Here is a 14,564-nt window from a genome sequence, read left to right on the forward strand (position 1 = left end):
TCTATGGCCAGCGCGATGGGGCCCCGCGCGAGATGTCACGCTCGTCGGCGAGGCGCTCGAGCAGGAGCGCGACATCCTCGGGGCTGCGCACCCGGTGCGTCGCGAGCGAGCGCCCCTGGCCGACCTTCACCCCGACGTCATCGCCCTCGAGGGTGGCGAAGGCGTCTTCGTCGGTGACGTCGTCGCCGACGTAGACGACCGCACTCGCGCCCGCATGCTGGCGGAGCCGCATGAGCGCCTCGCCCTTGTCGCTCGGCCGCACCGAGAACTCGATGACCCCCTTGCCGGCCCGCATCGTGAGGTCGGGCAGCTCGGCGGCGACCCGCTCGCGCGCGGCGCGCTGCAGCTCGCTGGCCGTGGCCGCGGGCACCTTGCGCGTGTGCAGCGCGAGTCCCGCCGGCTTCCACTCGACCCACGCCGCCGCATCGCCCGCGGCGATCTCGTCGAGGATGCGGGTGAGCTCCTCGAGATCGGCGAGCTCGCCGTCGCGCAGCTCCATCGTCACCGCTCCCCCGTCGAGCTGCAGTTCGACGCCGTGCGAACCGCTCAGCAGGGCGCCGTGCGGCGGGTCGGCGACCTCGCGCAGGCTCTCGAGCGCACGGCCCGAGACGATCGCGACTCGGGTGTCGTCGGCCGCCGCGAGCCGCTCGACGGCGGCGCGGGCGCGTCCGGTCGCCCTCGCGTCTTCAGGACGGTCGACGAGCGGCGCGAGGGTGCCGTCGAAGTCGAGTGCCACGAGCAGCCGCTCGGCGCCGGCGACGCGACGGACGGCCGCCTCGAGCGGCTCGGGCACGCCCGGGGCGATGATGCCGGCCCCCGTGAGGGTCTTCAGGAACGAGGCCGACCAGTTCGCGACGTCGTTGTCGCGGACGCGCCGTCGGAGCGCCCGCATGCGCCGCGTGCGCTCCCGCTTGGGCATCGACACCGCCTCGACCATCGCGTCCTTCACGCCCTCGATGTCGTGCGGGTTGACGAGCACGGCCTGGCGCAGCTCATCGCTCGCGCCGGTGAACTCGCTGAGCAGCAGGACCCCGTCTTCGTCGAATCGGCACGCGACGTACTCCTTCGCGACGAGGTTCATGCCGTCGCGCAGCGCCGTCACGAGCATGACGTCGGCGGCGAGGTAGAGCGCCACCATCTCCTCGCGCGGGTAGCCGTGGTGCAGGTACGCGATCGCCTGGTGGCCGAGCGTCGAGTAGTCGCCGTTCAGGCGGCCCACCATGAGCTCGATCTCGTCGCGGAGCTGCCGGTACGTCTCGACGCGCTCGCGCGACGGACTCGCGACCTGCACGAGCGTGGCCTGCTGCACCGAGAGGCGTCCGTCGCGCAGCAGCTCGCCGAACGCCTTCAGCCGATGCCGGATGCCCTTCGTGTAGTCGAGCCGGTCGACCCCGAGCATGATCGTCTCGGGATCGCCGAGGCTCGCGCGGATCTCGCGGGCCCGGGCCTGCACCTCGGGCCGGCGGGCGATCTCCTCGAAGCCGGCCGAGTCGATCGAGATGGGGAACTGCCTGGCGACGACGTGCCGCACCTCGCCCGAGTCATCGGGCACGTCGATGACGCTGCCGCGCGTCGCGAAGCCGAAGAGCCGCCGCACCGCCCGCGTGAAGTTGCCGGCGTCGGCAGCGCGCTGGAAGCCGATGACGTCGGCCCCGAGCAGTCCGTGGACGACCTGGCGGCGCCACGGCAGCTGCGAGTAGATGCCGTACGCCGGGAACGGGATGTGGTTGAAGAAGCCGATCACGAGGTCGGGCCGGCTCTCGCGCAGCATGCGCGGCACGAGCTGCAGCTGGTAGTCCTGCACCCAGACGACGGCGCCCGGCGACGCGGCCCTGGCGGCCGCCTCGGCGAAGCGCCGGTTGACGCGCACGTACGCGTCCCACCACTCGCGGTGGTACGACGGCGGCGCGATCACGTCGTGGTAGAGCGGCCAGAGCGTGTCGTTCGAGAACCCCTCGTAGTACTCCTCGAGCTCCGACTCGCTGAGCGGCACCGGGATGATGGAGATGCCGTCGTGCTCGAACGGCTCGAACTCGCGGTCGGCCACGCCGGCCCACCCGATCCAGGCGCCGTCGGCGGTGCGCATGACCGGCTCGAGGGCGGTGACGAGCCCGCCGGGCGAGCTCCTCCACTGCGTCTCGCCGTCGGGCCCCGCCTGGTAGTCGACGGGCAACCGGTTCGAGACCACGATCATGTCGTAGGCGGCATCGACGTACAGGTCGTCGCGTGATGGTTCGGGGGCGTTCATAGAGCGGATGTCCCTCCTCGCGCTGTCCTCAGGCTAACAGCGCCCCCGCATGCGCCGGACGGTCGGGTCGACGCGCACCCCGATGTCGGGGGTTCCTGCCAGCATCGGGTCATGGACATCCAACGCCTCCAGCCAGACGGGCTCGTCGTGAGCCCGGCGTTCAGCCACGTCGCGATCGTTCCCGCCGGCGCGACGACCGTCTACCTCGGCGGCCAGAACGGCGTCGACGAGACGGGCTCGGTCGTCTCGGGCGACATCGCCGAGCAGGCCGTGCGCACCATCGACAATGCGGCCGTCGCCCTCGCCGCGGCGGGTGCGTCGCTCGCCGACGTCGTGCAGTGGACCGTGCTCATCGCCGACGGCGCCGATCTGCGCGCCGCCTACGGTGCGATCGCGCCGCGCCTCGCCACGGGCGGCGCGCCGCCCCTCGTCACCGCGGCGACGGTCGCGGGCCTCGGGGTGCCGGGCGCGCTCATCGAGGTGAGCGCGATCGCGGCGCTGCCCGCCTGATTCCGCCGCCGGTCGAGTAGCGCCCGAAGGAGCGTAGCGAGACCACCACCGCAGGTGCCCCGATACCCTCCCGGCGCGCCGGCTCGATCGGCGGCGGGTTCGCTCAGCCGAGCGCTGCGGCCGCGAATCCGATCGAGCGGATGCCTCGGCGTCGGCCGACCACGATCGCGGTGCCGACGACCCCGATCACGCCGAACAGCGCGATCACGCCGGCCGCGCCCGCGACGGCTCCCCCGCCCGCACCCGACACGATCGTCTGCATGCCCTGCACCGCCCACGTGAGCGGCAGGAACGGGCTGATCGCCTGGTACGGCCCGCTCAGCACCTCGATCGGCACGAGCCCGCCCGTCGACGTCAACTGCAGCGCGACGAGCACGAGCGAGACGAGCAGTCCGGCCCGGCCGAGCCACGCCGTGAAGAACGCGTGCAGGGCCGTGAAGGCGAGCGCGAGCAGAGCCGAGAACGCGAGGGTCTGCGGCAGCAGGCTCCATGCGACGCCCAAGGCGCCGTGCAGCAGGAGCACGACGGCGACCGCCTGCGCGAGCGCGATGAGCCCGGCACGCGCGAGGGAGCGCCAGACGAGCCCGCCGTTCGAGGCCGTGCTGCGCAGCGCTTCGCGGCCGAACGGCCGGAACACGAGGAAGAGCGCCATCGCGCCGAGCCAGAGCCCGATCGGCACGAACAGCATGCCGATGACCTCGCTCGTCGAAGCGATCTCGTTCTCGCGCGACGTGTCGACGCTCACCGGTTCTGCGACGACGTCGGCGGTCTTCGCCGCGTCGATGTCGCCGAGCTTCTGCGCCTCCTTCGCGCCCGAGGCGAGGCCGTCGGCGAGGGAGTCGGCGCCGGTCGCGAGCTTCGTGGCGCCGTCGGCGGCGCCGTCGGCGCCCGACTCGAGCTGGCCGAGCCCACCGGCGAGCTCGCCGATGCCCGAGGCGAGGCCGTTCGCGCCGTCGCTCAGCCCCGCGGATCCGGCCGAGAGCTGCTGCGCGCCCGATGCGAGTCCCGCAGCGCCGTCGCGAAGCCCGGCCGAGCCGGCCGAGAGCTTCGCGGCGCCGGTGGAGAGCCCGGCGATGCCCTCCTGCAGCGCCGGCAGCCCGGCCCCGCCGGCGGCGAGCGGTGCACCTTCCGTCGAGAGGGTTTCGGCGCCGTCGCCGACGCCGACGACGCCCGCACGCATCTCGCAGAGGGAGGTGAGCTCTGTCGGCAGCGGCTTCGTAGCGCAGTCGGCGGCTCCGCCGGTCGCGGTCGAGATGGTCTGGTCGATCAGGGCGAGGAGGCCGGGTTCGAGCGCGGCATAGTTGTCCGAGAGCGCCGTGACGCCCCCGGTGTACGCCACGACGCCGTCGCCGAGCTGGCCCAGCTGGTCGGTGTTCTGCTCGAGCTGTGAGAGCCCGCTCGCGATGCCGTCGACGCCCTGGGTGTACTGGGCGACACCGCTCGAGTAGCTCGAGAGGCCGCTCGCGATGCCGTCGACGCCCTGCGTGTACTGGGCGACCCCACCGGCGTACGCCGATGCTCCGTCCGCGGCATCCGAGGCACCGGCGGCCGACTGCGCGACGCCGTCGGCGAGCTGGCCGATGCCGTTCGAGAGCGAGCCCGCACCGCTCGAGAGCTGCGCGGCGCCGTCGGCGGCGTCGCCGAGCGAGCCTCCCATGGTGGCGAGGTTGCCGTAGAAGCCCTCGAGGTACTGGGTCGTGAGTTCGCGACCGAAGGCGGTCGACATGGCGTCGCCCACCGACTGGGCGACCGAGCCGGTGAGGTAGCCGTGCGCGTCGTCGGTGCGGATGTCGAGGTTCGCACGGGTCGGCGACTCCCCCGAGATCGACGTGACCGACTCCGAGAAGTCGGAGGGGATGGTGAGCACGGCGTACGCCTCGCCCGAGGCGAGCTTGTCGGCGGCCTCGTCGTCGTTCGAGATCGTCCACTCGAACCCTGCGGTGTCGGGCCCGGTGAGCTCGGTCACGAGCTGGCGGCCGGCGAGCACGGGCTGCTCGGTGCCGTCGGGCAGGGTCATCGTGACCATCTCGTCGTTGTTGACGACGACGGCGGGGATCTGCTCGAGATTGTCGTCGGCGCCGCCGAGCGCGCCCGAGACGAGCCCGGTGACGGCGAGGGGGACGGCGATCACGGCGGCGACGAGCACGCCGTAGCGCACGCGGCGTTGGGCGGGGGTCGAGCCGAACAGGCGGGCGAGTCGGGAGCTCATCGCTGTGCCTCCAGGGAGCGTGAAACGGGTTCGATGAATCGGATGCCTCGGGCTGCGAGCTCGGGCGCCGCGTCGGGCGTGCACGACCCGGCACCAAGGCCGACGATGAGGGTGACCTGCGCGGGCAGGAGCCGGCCGAGCGCGGCCCAGAGCTCGTCGCTCGCGTCGCCCGGATCGTCGTCGATGTCGACGACGACGACTCCGGGACGCTCGGCGAGCGCCGCCGCCACGGCGACGACGGTGCGGGCTTCGGCACCGAGCGCCGACAGCGGGGTGTCGACACCGAGCCGAGTCCGGTCGACGCCGAGCGCGGTCGCGGCACGGTCGGCCCACTCGCGGACGAGCGAGCTCGACGGGGCGAGCCGGTACCACGGACGGGTCGCGTCGAGGCGGGCGGCGATGAGCTCGCCGACGGTCGAGCCGGTCGGAGCGTCGGAGGCGACCTCGGCCATGGCGACCTGCCGCATGACCCGCCCCGCGCCGGTCGGCAGGGGTGTGCCCTGCACCGCGACCCGGCCCGAGACCGGTGCGAGCCGGCCCGCGAGCGACGCGGCGACGACACGGCGGTCGACGGCCTCGCCGCGCACGACGAGCACGCCGCCGGTCGGGACTTCGACCGCGAGCGGCCCGATCGGCCGCTCGGGCAGCCCGAAGACCGCTTCGTCGAGGTTGACGGCCGCCGGTCGCGCCGCCGCCCACTCGGCCTGCTCGAGGTGGGCGCGCAGGCCCTCGCCCTCGATGTCGACGTCGGGGAGGATGCGGGCGAGCCACTTCGGCAGCCACCACGCCGACGTCCCGGCGAGCGCCATCGCGGCGGGCACGAGGGTCATGCGCACGAGGAAGGCGTCGAAGGCCACGCCGATCGCGAGGGCGAACGCGATGCCCTTGATGACGCCGGACCCCTCGGGCACGAACGCGAAGAAGACGAAGAACATGATGAGCGCGGCAGCCGTGACGACGCGTGCGGCGTGCTGGAACCCGTGCACGATCGACGTGCGCGGCTCCTTCGTCTTCACGAACTCCTCGCGCATGCCCGACACGAGGAACACCTCGTAGTCCATCGCGAGGCCGAACAGCACGGCCATGAGCAGGATGGGGAGGAAGCTCAGGATCGGGCCGGGCTCGACGTGCAGCAGGTCGGCGAACCATCCCCACTGGAAGATCGCGACCGTCGCGCCGATGGCGCCGAACGCCGACAGGAGGAAGCCGAGTGCGGCCTTGATCGGCACGAACACCGAGCGGAACACCATGAGCAGGAGCACCACCGAGAGTCCGACGACGATGAGGGCGAACGGCACGAGGGCGTCGGCGAGCCGGTTCGAGATGTCGATCGCGACCGCGGTGAAGCCGGTCACCGCGATCGGAGTGCCGTAGTCCCGCTCGATCGACGGGGCGAGGTCGCGGATCGAGGCGACGAGCTCTTTCGTCTCGGGCGAGTCGGGCGCCGACTCGGGGATGACCTGGATGATCGCCGTGTCGACCGTCTCGTTCGGCAGGCCGTCGCCGACGTAGGCGACGTCGTCGAGTTCGGCGATGCGGGCGCCGATCGCGTCGAGGTCGTCGAAGATGTCGGTCGTCTGCGTGATGTCGACCGTGACGATGAGGGGACCGTTGTACCCGGGGCCGAAGCCGTCGTCGATCATCTCGTAGGCCTCGCGCTGGGTCGATCCGGCCTCGCCCGAGCCGTTCGGCAGGTTGAGGTCCAGGCTGAGCGCCGGCACCGCGGCCAGGCCGAGGAGGCCGACCACGGCGACGACGAAGACGACGGGCGCCTTGAGCACGAGGTCGACCCAGCGGCGGCCCATCGTGCGCTCGCCGCCCTCGTCGGCGGCGTTCGCCCGACGGTGCGCACGGCTGCCGGGCTTCGGCGTGAGCTTGCGCCCGAAGACCCCGAGCAGCGCCGGCAGGAGCGTGACCGCACCGGCCACCGCGATGAAGACGGCGAACGCGGCGCCGACGCCCATGACGCTGAGGAACGGGATGCCGACGACGAGGAGTCCGAGGAGCGCGATGATCACCGTGAGTCCGGCGAAGACGACGGCGCCGCCCGCGGTCGCGACGGCCTCGGCCGCGCTCTCCTCCGGGTCCTGTCCGCGGGCGAGCTGGTTGCGGTGCCGCGAGAGGATGAACAGGGCGTAGTCGATGCCGACCGCGAGCCCGATCATGACGGCGAGCATGGGCGCGGTCGACGAGACCGTCGCGAACGCCGCGACGATCGTGATGCCGCCGACGGCGGTGCCGACGCCCACGAGTGCGGTGAGCAGCGGCATCCCCGCGGCCAGCAGCGAGCCGAAGGTGATGATCAGCACGACGGCGGCGAACAGCACGCCGAACACCTCGGTGATGGTGAGGCCGAAGCTCGTCTCCTGGAAGACATCGCCGCCGAACGCGACCTGGAGCCCGGCGTCGGTGCCGATCTCGCCGGTCGCGGTGACCTCGTCGAGGGTCTCGGGGGTCACGTCGGTGACCTGTCCGTCGAACGTGATCTGGATGTACGCGGTGCGCTCGTCGCCCGAGACCTGGTCGCCCGCGTACTCGTCGAACGGCCCGAGAACGCTCGCGATGCCGTCGACGTCCTCGAGGGCGGATTCCATGTCCTCGATGGCGCCCTGGTACTGCGCCGATTCGACCGACTCCCCTTCCGGGGCCTCGACGACGGCCTTCGCCGACGCCCCAGCGGTCTGCGGGAAGACGGCGGCGAGCTGGTCGATCGCCTGCTGCGACTCGGTGCCGGGGATGGCGAACGAGTCCTGCAGCTGGCCGCCGAGCGCGACGCCGGTGCCGAGGACGGCGCCGAGCGCGACGACCCACGCGACGATGACGAGCCAGGCGCGGCGGTAGGCGAATCGCCCGATGCGATGGAGGAGCAGAGCCATGGGCGGTGCCTTAACGGGTCGGCCGGCCGTCGGCCGGGATCAGCAGTTCGGTGAGCACGTCGACGAGGGCCGTGCGCACCTCGTCGTCGGAGTGGGTGTTCATGAGCTCGCTCATCTCGTCGTCGTCGAAGAACGTCGCCCCGGCGACGAGGGCGTAGGTGGCCCCGGCGAGCGCGACGCCGAAGCGCATCTGCTCGGCGAGCGAGGCTCCCGAGCAGATCGCGTCGGCGAGGACGCGGATCGCGGCGTTGCCGCGCTTCACGATCGGGATGTCGCCGAGCGAGTGCCCCTGGCTCACGAAGAGGTGCACGGCGAGGCGCTCCCCGAGCAGCAGGTCGACGAACCGGCCGATGAACGCGCCGCGCGCCGCATCGGAGCGGCGCCCCTCGGCGAACTCGGCGACGAGCACCTCGAGCCGCTCGATCGCGGGCGCGATGCCGGCCTCGAGCAGCGCCTCCTTCGAGGCGTAGTGGTAGAGCACGCTCGACTTCGAGTAGCCGGCGTGGTCGGCGATCTGCTGCAGCGACGTGCCTGCGAAGCCGACGGTGGCGAACTGTTCGAGGGCGGCGTGCAGCAGCTCGTCGCTCGCGCGGGCGCGCGGAGGTGCGGTCGCATCGGTGGGCATGCTCCGACGGTACTTGACCGATCGGTCAGATCCTGCACGATCGGTCAGATTCACGGATGACTCCCAGCACGGGCGGGTGGCGCGGTAGCGTGGCGCCATGCGCAAGTACCTCTTCAGCGGAGCCGTGATCTCAGCAGCCGTCAGCGGCATCACCGTGATCAAGGCCACCGCGTCGGGTCCGCGCGACTGGCGACTGCTGCTGCTCTGGATCTCGTGGGCCGCGAGCCTCGCGATCGCGATCGGCACGGTGGCCGAAGAGACGAAGCGACCCGAGCTCGGCGAATAGCCGGTCGCAGCCGCCGCTCTGCGGCGTGTCTTGCGGAATCCGCTCCGCCGTGCCCGAAACTGGAGCGAACGACCCGAATATCGCAGTACCCGCTGCAACACGACGAGAGGGGCCACCGATGTTCCGCCGTTGGCGACGCGCTCGGCTTGCCGCCCAGGCCTCCGCACACGCTGCCGCTCCCGCTCCCGCACCGCGCCCCACCGCGGCCGACCTGCGCGGCGAGCACATCTTCGAACTGCTGAACGCCCGCCTCTCCGAGTTCATCGGCCCGGGCGGCGGCTGGTCGCTCGTGCGCCGCAGCGACGGCGACACCGACCGCATCTTCCACGCGATGCTGACGCACCAGATCGCCGCCGAGCTCACCCGTGCGATCCTCGACGAGCGCGACTCGGTCGCGGTCGTGGTTCCCGCAGGCGAAGAGTCGATGGCGCTCGGCTGGGAGCCCGCGCCGCTCATCGTCTGGGCCGACCCCGTCGAGACCTCCGGTTCGATCGACGCCGACGCCGAGGCATCCTTCCTCGAAGCCGACGTGCGGCCGTTCGGTCCGCTCACCGAGCTCGAGGCTCGCGCCGCCGCCTGACCCCGTCGAGCGGGGTGACGAGCGAGCGCCGGCGCGCCTCGGGACCCCCACCGTGCGCTTCCAAAATCGACCTCCGATTCTTGTACGGCTGGGGCGACGCGACCCCTCCCCGCCCTCATAGCGTGATTCACGGGCACTCCGCCCGCACGCCTTGAGAGGGGATCCCGATGAGCACCGCACCGAGCAGCACCCCGCCCACCGCCGGCCCGACGAGCGGTTCGGAGACCGACGTCGTCGACGCGCCGACGCGGCGCCACACCGCACGCGACCTCGCGCAGATCGCGGTCTTCACCGGCCTCATCGCCGCACTCGGCCTGCCCGGCGCGATCTACCTCGGCGGCACCGCGGTGCCGATCACGTTCCAGACGCTCGGCGTCATGCTCGCGGGCGCCATCCTCGGTGCACGCAAGGGCTTCCTCTCGGTGCTGCTGCTCATCGCCCTCGTCGCCGCGGGACTCCCGCTCCTCTCCGGCGGCCGCGGCGGGCTCGTCGTCTTCGTCGGCCCGTCGGTCGGCTACCTGATCGGGTGGCTCGTCGGGGTCGTGGTGATCGGCTGGGCGACCGCGCGCCTGCTCCCCCGCTACCGCGTCGTGCCCGCACTGCTCTGGACGGCGCTCGGCGGCATCGTCGCGATCTACGCCGTCGGCATCCCCGTCCTCGCGGCGATGACGGGCACCCCGATCGGCGTCGCCGCCGCCGGCTCGCTGCTGTTCCTGCCCGGCGATGCGCTGAAGGTCGTCATCACGGTGCTCGTCGCGAAGGGCGTGCACCGCGCGTGGCCGGGCCTCATCGAGCCGCGTTCGTGGCCGTGGGCGCGCCGCGCCGCGCTCGACGCCGGGGCGGTCGACGCCGCGTGAGCGAGTGGCTGCGGGGTTCGCCCGGTGCGCCCGCCCTCGCGTTCGGCGGCGACGTCGTGCGCGTGGGCGAGCTCGCCGCGGCGGTCGCCGCGGCCCGCCTGCCCGGCGGCACCGGGTTGGTGCCCTGCCCCGTCGGCACGGCACCGGTCGAGCTCATCACGACCGTGCTGGCGGCCCTCGAGCGCGGTCGGCCCGTCCTCGTCGGCGGGTCGTCCGACGAGGCACGGCGCCTCGACGACCTGCTGCCTGTGGCCACCGCGATCGCGCTGCGCACCTCGGGCTCGTCGGGCACCGCGCCCACGGTCGTGGCCCGCACCGAGGCATCCTGGCTCGAGTCGGCTGCGCCGCTGGCGCAGCTCGCCGGCATCGAGGCCGGCGACCGCGTGGCCGTGACCGGGCCGCTGCACGTCTCGATGCACCTCTACGCGGCGCTGCACGCGCTGTGGGCGGGCGCGGTCGTCGGCGACTCCGTTCGCGATGCGACGGTCGTGCACGCGACGCCGACGAGGCTGGCCCGGCTCCTCGACGGCGGTCTCGACGCCCGTGCCGCCGTGGTCGCGGGCGCCGCGCTCCCCGAGCGGGTGCGGCACACCGCCCGTGCGCGCCTCCGGCTCACGGAGTACTACGGTGCGGCCGAGCTCTCGTTCGTCGCGGCCGGGCACGGCGAGGGGCTCGTTGCGTTCCCGGGTGCCGAGATCGAGCTGCGCGAGGCCGCCGGCGGTCGTGAGCTCTGGGTGCGGTCGCCCTTTCTCGCGATCGACGCGGTCGGCGGGATGCTGCGCCGCGACGCCGCCGGTTTCGCCACCGTCGGCGACCTCGCCGAACTGGGCGCCGACGGCACCCTCATGATCCTCGGACGCGGCGATGCGGCGATCACGACAGCCGGTGCCACCGTGATCGCAGAACGGATCGAGGGCGTGCTCGCCGGCCTCCCGGGCGTCGCCGCGGCGGCCGTCGTGGGCGAACCGAACGAGCTGCTCGGCGAGCGCGTGGTCGCGATCGTCGAGCTCGACGAGCTCGACGAGCGCGTCCGCGCGACCGATCGCGACGCATTCGGCGGCGACGACGAGGCCGCGGACCCCCGCGACGCGACCGACCTCCGCGACGAGGTCGTCGCGGAGGCGAGGGCGCGCCTCGAGGTCGCCGAGCTGCCGCGCCGCTGGTTCTTCGCCCCGCTGCCGCGCACCGACTCGGGCAAGGTCGCCCGCGGCGCGCTCCGGTCGGCGCTCGCCGCCGGCGGGCTCGACGGCGAGCACCGGGCCGCAGCCCGCCGCCACGACGCGATCCGCGCCGTCGCAGCAGGCGCCGCACCGACGAACGCCGCACCACCGACGGGAGGACCCGCATGACCGCCGCCCCGACCCCCGTCCTCGTCGCCGGCCGCCGTACGCCCATCGGCACTGCCGGCCGCGGCTTCGCCGGCCACTCGGTCGATGCGCTCGCCGCGCCCGTGCTCGCGGCCGTGGCCGCGCGGGTCGCGCCGGCCGAGGTGCCGATCGACGACGTCGTGCTCGGCAACTGCATGGGCCCCGGCGGCGACCTCGCCCGCGTCGCCGCGCTCCGCGCCGGTCTCGGCGTCGGCGTTCCCGGTGTGACCGTCGACCGGCAGTGCGGCTCGGGTCTCGACGCGGTCATGCAGGCGGCCGCCCGCGTGCGGGCGGGCGACGGCCGGCTGCTCGTCGCCGGCGGCGCCGAGTCGGCGTCGACGGCGCCGGTTCGCAGCTGGCGCGACACGGGCGCCCGGTACGACCGTGCACCGTTCGCCCCGCCCGGGCTGCCCGACCCCGACATGGGTCCCGCCGCCGACCGGCTCGCCGCCGTCGCCGGCATCTCCCGCACACGCCAGGACGCCTGGGCCGAGCGCTCGCACCGTCTCGCGCTCGCCACCCACCGCTCGGGCGGCTTCGATGCCGAGCTCGTCGCCGTCGACGGGGTCGTCCGCGACGACCGGCCGCGCCGGCTGAGTCTCGAGACGCTCGCACGATTCGCGCCCGCCTTCGTGTCGGACCCGGCGGACTCGAGCGATGCCGCCGGTGCCGGCACCGTCACGGCCGGCAACTCCTGCGGCTTCTCCGACGGCGCAGCGGCGATGGCCGTGACCACGCCGGAGCTCGCGCGCGAACTCGGGCTGCCCGCGCTCCGCGTCCGCGCGGCCGCCGTCGCCGCGGGCGACCCCGCCCTGCCCGGGCTCGGCGCCGCGCCGGCCGCGCAGGCCGCCCTGGTCCGGGCGGGCCTCGCCCCGGCCGACCTCGGCTTCGTCGAGATCACCGAGGCGTTCGCCGCGCAGCTCCTCGCCGTGACCGATGCCCTCGAGCTCGACGAGGAGATCGTCAACGCCGAGGGCGGTGCCATCGCGATCGGACATCCGTGGGGTGCCTCGGGCGCCGTGCTGCTCGTGCGGCTCGCCGCGCGCATGCTCTCCGCCGACGACGACCGCCCGGGCCTCGCCGCGTGCTCGATCGGCGGCGGCCAGGGCATCGCGATGATCGTGGAGCGCGTCGCATGAGCGGGATCGTCTTCGACCGCGTCTCGCACGACTTCGGCGCCGAGCCGATCGTCGACGACGTCTCGCTCGTCATCGACGAACGACGGGTCGGCATCGTCGGCGCGAACGGCTCGGGCAAGTCGACCCTCGCCCGCATGATCAACGGCCTCGTGACGCCGAAGACGGGTCGGGTGATCGTCGACGACCTCGACGTCGCGCGACGCGGTCGCGACGTGCGCCGCCGGGTCGGCTTCGTGTTCACGAACGCCGACAACCAGATCGTCATGCCCACGGTCCGCGAAGACGTCGCATTCACCCTGCGCCGCCATCGGCTGCCGGCCGAGGATGCCGCGGCGCGCGTCGAGGCGACGCTCGAACGCTTCGGGCTCATGGGCCTCGCCGATCGACCGGCGCACCGCCTCTCGGGCGGGCAGAAGCAGCTGCTCGCCCTCGCGTCGGTGCTCGTCGCCGACCCGGCGATCGTCGTCGCCGACGAGCCCACCACACTGCTCGACGCGCGCAACGCCCGGCTCGTCGCCGACCACTTCCGCGCGCTCGACCAGCGGCTCGTCGTCGTGAGCCACCAGCTCGAACTGCTCGAGGACTTCGACCGGGTGATCGTCATGGAGTCGGGCCGCGTCGTCGCCGACGACGAGCCCGCCGGTGCGCTCGCGGCCTACCGGTTCCTGATCGGCTGAGCGGCGGAATCGTGATCGGCGTCTTCCACCCCGGCGACTCGCTCGTGCACCGGGCGCCCGCGCTCCTGAAGCTCGGGCTGCTCGCCGTGCTCGTGACCGTCGTCGCGGTGCAGAGTTCGCTCGTCGTCCTGGGCGCCGCCGCTGCGGCGACCATCGTGCTGTTCCTCGTCGCGCGCCTTCCGGCGCGCGCCGCCTGGCGGCAGATCGTCCCCATCCTCTGGGTGCTCGCGTTCGCCGTGCCCGTGCAGTGGCTGTTCTCCGGCTGGGAGTCGGCGGCCACGATGGCGTTCCGGCTCGTGATCGCCGTTGCGCTCGCCGCGCTCTACACGCTCACGACGCCCGTCTCCGCGACCCTCGATGCCATGCAGCTGCTCTTGCGCCCGCTGCACCGATGGGTCGACGCCGACCGAGTCGGCCTCGCCCTCGCGCTCGCGATCCGCTGCGTGCCCCTGCTCGCCGACATCGTTCGCGAGGTGCTCGAGGCGAGGAAGGCCCGAGGTGCGGAGGGTTCGGTCACGGCGCTCGCGGTGCCCGTCATCGTGCGCGCGCTGCGCACGGCCGACCATCTCGGCGAGGCGCTCATCGCCCGCGGCTTCGACGACTGAGACGCACGCCTCGGCGCGCTCGCGTCGCGCCCGCCGCCGCGTCGTCCACCATCGGGGGTACATTGAGGGTCACTCGTCGGAAACCCTCGCGGAGGTGCGTGATGGATTGGTCCTTCTGGCTCGCGATCGGGGTGCTGATCGCCGTCTGGGCGGTCGGCCAGTGGATGTACACGCGTCGCCGCAAGGCCGGCCGCTCCGGCCGACCCGCGCCCGGCGGCACGGACGTCGCGAACTCGGTCGACGTCGAGCGCGAGAAGTCGATGCGGCAGATGCGCGGCGGCATGATGCCCTGACGTCCTCGCGAGAGGTGCGCGCCGCACGACCGCACACGGAAGAAGCCCGGAACCACGCGATTCGCGCGCTTTCCGGGCTTCTCTTGGTGCACCCCCAGGGACTTGAACCCTGAACCCACTGATTAAGAGTCAGCCTGAGTCCGTATCGACCTGTGTTATGCGCGTCGTCGCTCCGTCCTGAAACATCGCCGATCTCAGCCGTCACAGGGCTCGTGAGCCCTCGGCGTGCTCGCTTCGTCTACCGAACGTCCCCAAGCAACTCCCAAGCAATCCAAGCAACAGTCACCAGCGA

13 protein-coding genes and 1 tRNA gene are annotated in these 14,564 nt (G+C 73.1%); 9 read left to right on the forward strand and 5 right to left on the reverse strand.

Translation table 11 applies throughout. The features are described 5' to 3' along the window. Nucleotide 1: 1 nt before the first annotated feature. Nucleotides 2-2,248, reverse strand: a complete 2,247-nt coding sequence (locus tag ACWGPE_RS12875; RefSeq protein ID WP_452048837.1) for a bifunctional alpha,alpha-trehalose-phosphate synthase (UDP-forming)/trehalose-phosphatase — start codon at nucleotides 2,246-2,248, stop codon at nucleotides 2-4. 111 nt (nucleotides 2,249-2,359) lie between these two features. Between ACWGPE_RS12875 and ACWGPE_RS12880 the strand changes: the two genes are divergently transcribed. Then, nucleotides 2,360-2,758: a RidA family protein gene (locus tag ACWGPE_RS12880; protein ID WP_231430647.1), complete on the forward strand. Its 399-nt coding sequence runs from the start codon at nucleotides 2,360-2,362 to the stop codon at nucleotides 2,756-2,758. A 103-nt stretch (nucleotides 2,759-2,861) separates the two neighbouring features. Here the strand turns inward: ACWGPE_RS12880 and ACWGPE_RS12885 are convergent, their stop codons facing one another. The 3 genes from ACWGPE_RS12885 to ACWGPE_RS12895 are packed head-to-tail and all read right to left on the reverse strand — an operon-like array spanning nucleotide 2,862 to nucleotide 8,468. Further along, on the reverse strand, nucleotides 2,862-4,967 hold the full coding sequence (locus tag ACWGPE_RS12885) for a YhgE/Pip family protein (protein WP_452048838.1): 2,106 nt from the start codon (nucleotides 4,965-4,967) through the stop codon (nucleotides 2,862-2,864). Next, nucleotides 4,964-7,843 (reverse strand): MMPL family transporter, encoded by a 2,880-nt coding sequence (locus ACWGPE_RS12890; RefSeq protein WP_452048839.1) that lies wholly within the window; start codon nucleotides 7,841-7,843, stop codon nucleotides 4,964-4,966. The genes ACWGPE_RS12885 and ACWGPE_RS12890 overlap by 4 nt, the downstream gene beginning before the upstream one ends. Before the next feature lie 10 nt (nucleotides 7,844-7,853). Beyond that, nucleotides 7,854-8,468 carry a TetR/AcrR family transcriptional regulator gene (locus ACWGPE_RS12895; protein WP_231430644.1) on the reverse strand — a complete coding sequence of 205 codons (615 nt, stop codon included), beginning with the start codon at nucleotides 8,466-8,468 and terminating at the stop codon, nucleotides 7,854-7,856. 97 nt (nucleotides 8,469-8,565) lie between these two features. On the opposite strand from ACWGPE_RS12895, the gene ACWGPE_RS12900 reads away from it, so the two are divergent. The 8 genes from ACWGPE_RS12900 to ACWGPE_RS12935 all read left to right on the forward strand — a co-directional run bounded on the left by ACWGPE_RS12900 (nucleotide 8,566) and on the right by ACWGPE_RS12935 (nucleotide 14,272). Next, nucleotides 8,566-8,754 (forward strand): hypothetical protein, encoded by a 189-nt coding sequence (locus tag ACWGPE_RS12900; RefSeq protein WP_231430643.1) that lies wholly within the window; start codon nucleotides 8,566-8,568, stop codon nucleotides 8,752-8,754. A 118-nt stretch (nucleotides 8,755-8,872) separates the two neighbouring features. Then, nucleotides 8,873-9,334 (forward strand): hypothetical protein, encoded by a 462-nt coding sequence (locus tag ACWGPE_RS12905; protein WP_452048840.1) that lies wholly within the window; start codon nucleotides 8,873-8,875, stop codon nucleotides 9,332-9,334. A 167-nt stretch (nucleotides 9,335-9,501) separates the two neighbouring features. Next, nucleotides 9,502-10,191 (forward strand): biotin transporter BioY, encoded by a 690-nt coding sequence (locus tag ACWGPE_RS12910; RefSeq protein ID WP_452048841.1) that lies wholly within the window; start codon nucleotides 9,502-9,504, stop codon nucleotides 10,189-10,191. Next, nucleotides 10,188-11,540, forward strand: coding sequence for an AMP-binding enzyme (locus ACWGPE_RS12915; protein WP_452048842.1), 1,353 nt, complete (start codon nucleotides 10,188-10,190; stop codon nucleotides 11,538-11,540). Before ACWGPE_RS12910 ends, ACWGPE_RS12915 begins: the two co-directional genes overlap by 4 nt. Beyond that, a complete protein-coding gene (locus tag ACWGPE_RS12920) occupies nucleotides 11,537-12,697 on the forward strand; it encodes a thiolase family protein (protein WP_452048843.1) in 1,161 nt (386 codons plus the stop codon). Before ACWGPE_RS12915 ends, ACWGPE_RS12920 begins: the two co-directional genes overlap by 4 nt. Beyond that, on the forward strand, nucleotides 12,694-13,374 hold the full coding sequence (locus ACWGPE_RS12925; protein ID WP_452048844.1) for an energy-coupling factor ABC transporter ATP-binding protein: 681 nt from the start codon (nucleotides 12,694-12,696) through the stop codon (nucleotides 13,372-13,374). Before ACWGPE_RS12920 ends, ACWGPE_RS12925 begins: the two co-directional genes overlap by 4 nt. Nucleotides 13,375-13,385: 11 nt before the next feature. Continuing rightward, nucleotides 13,386-13,979 carry an energy-coupling factor transporter transmembrane component T family protein gene (locus tag ACWGPE_RS12930; RefSeq protein ID WP_452048845.1) on the forward strand — a complete coding sequence of 198 codons (594 nt, stop codon included), beginning with the start codon at nucleotides 13,386-13,388 and terminating at the stop codon, nucleotides 13,977-13,979. 101 nt (nucleotides 13,980-14,080) lie between these two features. Beyond that, on the forward strand, nucleotides 14,081-14,272 hold the full coding sequence (locus ACWGPE_RS12935; RefSeq protein WP_452048846.1) for a hypothetical protein: 192 nt from the start codon (nucleotides 14,081-14,083) through the stop codon (nucleotides 14,270-14,272). Between the two features lie 84 nt (nucleotides 14,273-14,356). Here the strand turns inward: ACWGPE_RS12935 and ACWGPE_RS12940 are convergent. Next, a tRNA-Leu gene (locus ACWGPE_RS12940) sits at nucleotides 14,357-14,433 on the reverse strand. Nucleotides 14,434-14,564: the final 131 nt, after the last annotated feature.

The sequence above is a fragment of the Agromyces sp. NPDC055658 genome (genome assembly GCF_053618155.1).